The 2,578-nt window shown below is 42.4% G+C and carries 2 protein-coding genes; both read left to right on the forward strand.

The genetic code is table 11. The features are described 5' to 3' along the window. The first annotated feature begins 333 nt into the window (after positions 1 to 333). Entirely contained in the window at positions 334 to 948 is a 615-nt protein-coding gene (locus JJE29_09440; protein MBK5252838.1) for a LemA family protein, read from the forward strand. Next, on the forward strand, positions 929 to 2,578 hold a 1,650-nt coding region (locus JJE29_09445), incomplete at its 3' end, for a DUF2207 domain-containing protein (protein MBK5252839.1). The genes JJE29_09440 and JJE29_09445, both read left to right, overlap by 20 nt.

Consider the following 2,578-nt stretch of genomic DNA (forward strand, 5'->3'; position numbering starts at 1 on the left):
AAAGCTGAAAGAAACAACAATGACATCCATTGCATTATCCATATTTGTGACGAATCTGTTCAGGATTTTGTTGCGCTCTTTTGTATGCTTTGCCTGCAATCTACTATGTTGCAGAAAATATCCATTGGTGATAGCCGTAAGATGAAAAAAAACACTTGCTCAGCAGACACTAAGTAGTAACCAGATTCTGGTGCTAATGTTTGCGATTTGTTGGGACATTTTCAAAAGTGGTTGACAAATCGCAAAATATTAACGATTTTATTGAAGGAACGGAAAGGGTTTAATGGAATAAAGTATTAATACCCCAATTGTTTACTACTGGAACAGCTTTCGATGATTAAGCGAAAAACGCGGGGGTATCGAATAAGAATCTTACAAATAATAATAAAAGAGGGAGTGATTGAAATGATTAGTGTTCTTATCGTTATAGCGGTTGTTTTATTGGGAGGAGTTTTACTGTACAACAATCTGGTGGCTTTAAGAAACAAGGTAAAGGAAGCCTTCAGCACGATGGATGCTTACCTGCTAAAGCGCTACGACCTTATTCCGAATCTTGTTGAAACGGTAAAGGGCTATGCCTCGCATGAAAAAGAGACGCTTGAGGGTGTAATTAAGGCGAGGAACATGGCAATGCAGGCCACGACAGTTGAGGATAAGAATCAGGCTGAAAACATGATGACGGGGGCGTTAAAGAGCTTGTTCGCTCTTTCGGAAGCTTATCCGGATCTTAAAGCCAACCAGAACTTTCTTGCGCTTCAAGGTGATTTGACGAAGGTAGAAGAGGATATACTCAATGCAAGAAAATACTACAACGCGGTTGTAAGAACTTTCAATACGGCCATACAGAAATTCCCAGCTGTTTTTCTTGCTTCAATGATGGGTTTTCATGAGGAAGCCATGTTTGTAGCTGCCGAGGAGGAGAGAAAAAATGTCAAGGTGCAGTTTTAGATCAATAAAATGGATTCTGCCCCTGATTGTCTTTGCAATCTTCCTTGTTCCGATGCAGAGCCATGGCGCGGAGGCATTTGAAATAAGGGACTACGATGTAAATGTTTCTGTCGGAGAGGACAACTCCTATGAGGTGAAGGAAACCATAAAGGTGGAGTTTTCGGAACCGAGGCATGGAATCTACAGAACCATACCGACCTCGTATGACGGACGCCAGGCAAAAATCTCCAATATAGAGGTTCCCGGGCGTGAAATCAAGACATCCAGGTCTTCCGGAAACCTTGTAATACAGATTGGGAGCGCAGATGAATATGTGAGCGGGTTTCAAACATATGTCATAGCCTACAGGTTCGCACTTCCTATAGACAGATACGAAGATTATGACGAGTTTTATTTCAACCTCATTGGGAACGAATGGCCGGTTTCCATAGACAGGGTCAGTTTTTCGGTCGATATGCCAAAGCCGTTCGACTCTGACAATGTTTCTGTGTATTCCGGCGCATATGGGAGCGAAAGTTCCGATGGAGTCGATTTTAATGTGGGGGCGGCCGGTGTGAACGGCAAGACGTTGAAAATGCTTTTGCCCGGAGAAAGCGTCACGATGCGAATAGAACTTGAGGAAGGCTACTTCAAGGAGAGCTTCCTTTCTAGACTGACAAATCTTTTCTTTGAATATGCATATATTTTATTGGGCGGTCTTTTGCTTTTGCTAGGGTTTTTCACCTGGAAAAAATATGGACAGGACGAGCAAATGTTTGTGGCTCCGGAGTTCTATCCGCCCGAAAACATGACACCTGCAGAGGTCGGATATATAATAGATTCGACCATGGACAACAAGGATGTTACGGCGCTTCTCATATATTGGGCTTCGAAGGGATACATGGCAATAGAGGAAATAGACAAGAAGAATGTTCGCTTCCACAAACTCAAGGAGGCAGACGACAGTTTCAAATCGTTTGAAAAAATCATGTTTGCCAGTCTCTTTGATGAGCATGGAGTTGATGGAAAGGTTGAAACAGAGGATTTGAAGTATCAGTTTGCCAATACGATTAGCGCGGTAAAAAGCGAGATTTCCGATAGCTTAGGCAGATACGCTGAGAAGCCTCTTTATACTAAGAAAAGCAAAAATCTCGGTATGATGTTCAAGGCACTGGCTCTGCTTCCACTTTATCTTATGGCTATGAAATACCTCAATTCCGTATTTGGAGCCGGCCCAAGAATACTTCTTACGGCGCTCATTCCTACTCTGGCCATATATATACCAATAGCGCTTTTCATAGAGGGCTTTAAAAGACGCTATGTAATAAGCAAGGGTTCAATGGTACTCCGGGTAATGTTGTTTGTTGTTATTTTTGTGTTTGGAGCCATTATAGGTTTCTTACTATACCTAGTAGTGAAAACCTACGGAGTTAACGCAACAATGATTCCCTTTATTTTGGCGGCGGCATCGACGGTCGGCATTTATGCACTCGGAGCTATAATGAAGCAGAAGACGGAATACGGCAAAAGGGTGATGGAAAAAATACTCGGCCTCAAGCAGTTCATAGAAACAGCTGAAAAACCAAAGCTGGAGATGTTGTTTGACGAGAATCCGTCTTATTTCTATGATGTTTTGTCATATGCCGTAGTT

The sequence above is a fragment of the Peptostreptococcaceae bacterium genome (assembly GCA_016649995.1).
Taxonomy (GTDB): domain Bacteria; phylum Bacillota; class Clostridia; order Peptostreptococcales; family BM714; genus BM714.